The following is a 3,069-nucleotide window of genomic DNA, read 5'->3' as shown; positions in this document are numbered from 1 at the left end:
TTCCGAGACTGGCAAATATTATCGAATACGCCTCATGCTGGCTGCCATGTGGTCTGCACAGGAGTTTTTGAGTACTTACGTTTGCCGCGGGGCAAGACAACATTACGCTGGAAACCATGCAATACATCAAGAACTGGCTTGATAGTCATATCCCAAATACGGATCGCCAGTATGGGCCTTTTCTTACAGGAATCTAAATAAAACCTGCAGGATATCCATGGCTCCCGGTAGTTTTAATCAGCGTACGTTTCCCCGGCATCTCGACATTCAGAGCCGGGGAAACTGTGTGATTATCATCGATGATAGTGAAGCGGTTCTTTCTCTATATCACGATGTACGGAGTGTTAATGAGAAACTGCCGCTTTCAGCCAATCTGACACATTTCATTCACGGTGAAGCTTGCGACTAAACTATCAGCTTCTTCCATATAGGCTTTCAGATGAGCTTTATTCATATGGACTTGCCATAAAGCGCGTGACTCCCAGTTCTCATAGAAAACAAATACTGCCGGGGTTTCATTGTCCTGATGCAGGTCATATTGTAGACATCCAGCTTCCTGACGGCTGGGTTCAATGAGCTTCAACAGGGCTGCTTTTAGCTGATCGACCTTTCCCTGTCGGGCTTCAATGCGGGCGACAATGGTTAAGGGTTTGCGCATGATGAATCCTCGGATGCTGGGTTATTACGGAAGACTGAATCAGTAGCGATTAGCTGAGTCATGTCTCATACACTACCCGCTAACGATGGAGAGATACCCTCCATCGTTAGACAATAGAACAGTAGTTAACCTGGCGATGTTAAAAGCCTTCAAGCACAACCTTTCCGACAGTCTGGTGGCTTTCAATATGTGTATGGGCCATTTTTAGGTTGGCGGCATTGATGGCACCGTAATGGTTACCCAGCGTCGTTTTTAGCAGGCCGTCATCAATGAGACTGGCGATGCTATTCAGGAGATCATGCTGTTTTTGTATATCCCATGTCTGGAACATCGAGCGGGTATACATGAACTCCCAGTGCAGGGAGAGGGATTTGGCTTTCAGCTTCATGATATCAATGCCGTTTTCCGGATCATCAATCAGCGCCAGCTTGCCCTGCGGTGCCAGCACCTCGACCAGCTGCTCAAAATGCTGATCTGTATGGGTGAGGCTGATGATATGGCTGACATCTTCAATACCCACCGCCTTGAGCTGTGGCAGTAATGGCTGGGAATGATCAATGACATGGTTGGCACCCCGTTCACGAACCCAGGCCTGGCTTTCCGGACGAGATGCGGTGCCAATCACGATGGCACGGGTCAGTTTGGCAGCCAGTTGGGTGAGGATAGAGCCAACACCGCCGGCGGCTCCCATAATCAAAATGCGAGGCTGTGGAGTGCCATTTGTGACGCTTTCACTCTGACTGTTGCTTCCAGGTAGACGCGGGGTAAAGCCAAGACGGTCAAACAGCAGCTCCCAGGCGGTGATACTCGTTAACGGCATTGCAGCGGCTTCTGCGCTGGATAAGGTTTTGGGCTTCAGACCAACAATGCGCTCATCCACCAACTGATACTCGGCGTTGGAGCCGGGTCGGGTCAGATCTCCGGCATACCATACCTTGTCGCCTTCCTTGAATAGTTCGACGTGGTCGCCTGTCGCAACCACTTCACCGACGGCATCCCAGCCCAGAATTTTGTATTGTCCTGCTTCCGGGGAGACGGTGGCTCGTATTTTGGTGTCTACCGGATTGACCGATACGGCTTTCACTTTGACTAACACATCACGGCCCGATGCCTGAGGTGTTGGTAATTCAATATCGGTTAATGCATCGCTCTGATCAATGGTCTGGGCTTTTAAGTATCCAACGGCTTTCATGGAGGGTTCTTCCTGTCATCTGTTAGCGTTTAAGCAGAATAGGCTGCGGTGTAAAACTATTATTGGACACCGGATGAATGATATAAACGCGGCAATGTTTTAAACATATTCAAAATATTTTTGATAATGAATACCGGCGATCTTGCCCTTTTTGTCCACACTGCCGACAGTGGCAGTATCACCCGCGCGGCTGAACTGCTGGATATGAGCACTGCAGCAGCCAGTGCAGCCCTTAAGCGCCTTGAAAAACAACTGGGTATACCGCTGTTTATCCGTTCTACACGACAGCTGCGGATTACTGCGGAAGGTGAGCGTTTCCTGGTTTATTGCCGTGAAGCACTGACCAGCCTTGAGGCAGGCAGAGCGTCCATGCATGCACTGGAAGGAAAGGTGGCAGGGGAATTGCGGGTTTCTGCGCCATCGGATCTGGGGCGTAACCTGCTGTTAGACTGGATTGACGAGATCATGGAGGAACATCCTGATTTATCAATCAACGTTCTGCTAGGGGATTCGATTGCGGATTTCTACCTGGACCGAGTGGATCTGGCGATTCGTTATGGTAACCAGCCGGATTCATCCATGGTAGCTTTCAAGCTGGCGACCATTGAACGGATCGTGTGTGCTTCCCCGGCCTATCTGGCAAGGTTTGGTATGCCTGCAAAACCTAATGATCTGTTAAAACATAACTGTTTACTCTTTCAGCTCAACAACCGCCTGAATGATGTCTGGGAATTTACCGCTCAACAGAAGGGGAAGTTGGAACATTTTAAAGTCAGAGTGTCCAGTACCCGCTGTGCCAATGATGGGGATGTTGTTCGACGGTGGACCGTTGCGGGAAAAGGCATTTCCTTTAAATCACGACTTGATATGGCCGTAGATCTTTGTGCAGGACGGGTAGTGAGAATATTGCCTGAGTATCAGTCTTCAGGTGTGGATTTGAATCTCATCTGTCCGACCCGTCAGCAGATAACACCGGCGGTATTGTTGTTAAGGGACAGGTTCAGGGTAAAGTTTGCTGAATGGTTGAGGGTATAACCGGTTTGGATCTGAAGGGCGGATGGCCTGGTAAGCATTGACCTTGCGACGGGTATGTAATGTGCTGTGGCCTCCGCACCAAAAACAACTCTTGGCTTTAAGTACCTTAAATCCCGCTTAACCTTGGGAATGTGAGCAAGCTGGCCGTACTTTTGGCAACAGAGTACAGTTTTTGCACAAAACG

3 protein-coding genes are annotated in these 3,069 nt (G+C 49.4%); 1 reads left to right on the top strand and 2 read right to left on the bottom strand.

Going from position 1 to position 3,069, the window contains the following annotated elements; translation table 11 throughout:
• Window positions 1-364: 364 nt before the first annotated feature.
• Window positions 365-658, bottom strand: a complete 294-nt coding sequence (locus ABD892_RS11300) for a putative quinol monooxygenase (RefSeq protein ID WP_345195764.1) — start codon at window positions 656-658, stop codon at window positions 365-367.
• Window positions 659-797: 139 nt separating this feature from the next.
• A complete protein-coding gene (locus ABD892_RS11295; protein WP_345195762.1) occupies window positions 798-1,850 on the bottom strand; it encodes a zinc-binding alcohol dehydrogenase family protein in 1,053 nt (350 codons plus the stop codon).
• A gap of 126 nt (window positions 1,851-1,976) precedes the next feature.
• Here ABD892_RS11295 and ABD892_RS11290 point away from each other — a divergent pair, with 126 nt between their 5' ends.
• Window positions 1,977-2,885 carry a LysR family transcriptional regulator gene (locus ABD892_RS11290; protein WP_345195761.1) on the top strand — a complete coding sequence of 303 codons (909 nt, stop codon included), beginning with the start codon at window positions 1,977-1,979 and terminating at the stop codon, window positions 2,883-2,885.
• Window positions 2,886-3,069: the final 184 nt, after the last annotated feature.

The organism is Kistimonas scapharcae (genome assembly GCF_039540975.1).
GTDB lineage: Bacteria > Pseudomonadota > Gammaproteobacteria > Pseudomonadales > Endozoicomonadaceae > Kistimonas > Kistimonas scapharcae.
The sequence above is the reverse complement of the archived record's forward strand: the minus strand, read 5'-3'. Positions and strand labels throughout refer to the sequence as shown.